This is a genomic window from Leifsonia sp. HAY1-4F, from assembly GCF_056755275.1.
The window spans coordinates 1-235 of the sequence record NZ_JBNDHX010000647.1; the positions used below are offsets into that span (position 1 = coordinate 1).

Below are 235 nucleotides of genomic sequence, written 5' to 3' on the forward strand. Positions count from 1 at the left end.
GGCTGCACCCATGCCGGTTGCACGGACCGCGGTCGGGTAGAGCTCCGACGTGTACGTGTAGTAGACGGCAGCCACACCGTTGGTAAAGGCCGAAAGCAGGGCACATCCGAGGAGGAGCATCTCGTTCGAGTTCGCCGTCGCGACGATGATCGCGGAGATGGTGGCACCCGTTGCATAGATAGCGATGAGCCACTTGCGCTCCATGCGGTCAATCAACAGGCTCGCAACGTAATAT

Annotated in this window: 1 protein-coding gene; it reads right to left on the reverse strand. The window is 60.0% G+C overall.

All coding sequences use genetic code 11. The features are described 5' to 3' along the window. Positions 1-216: MFS transporter (locus ACPYOG_RS20835; RefSeq protein WP_481295956.1), on the reverse strand; the 216-nt coding region annotated here is incomplete at its 3' end. Positions 217-235: the final 19 nt, after the last annotated feature.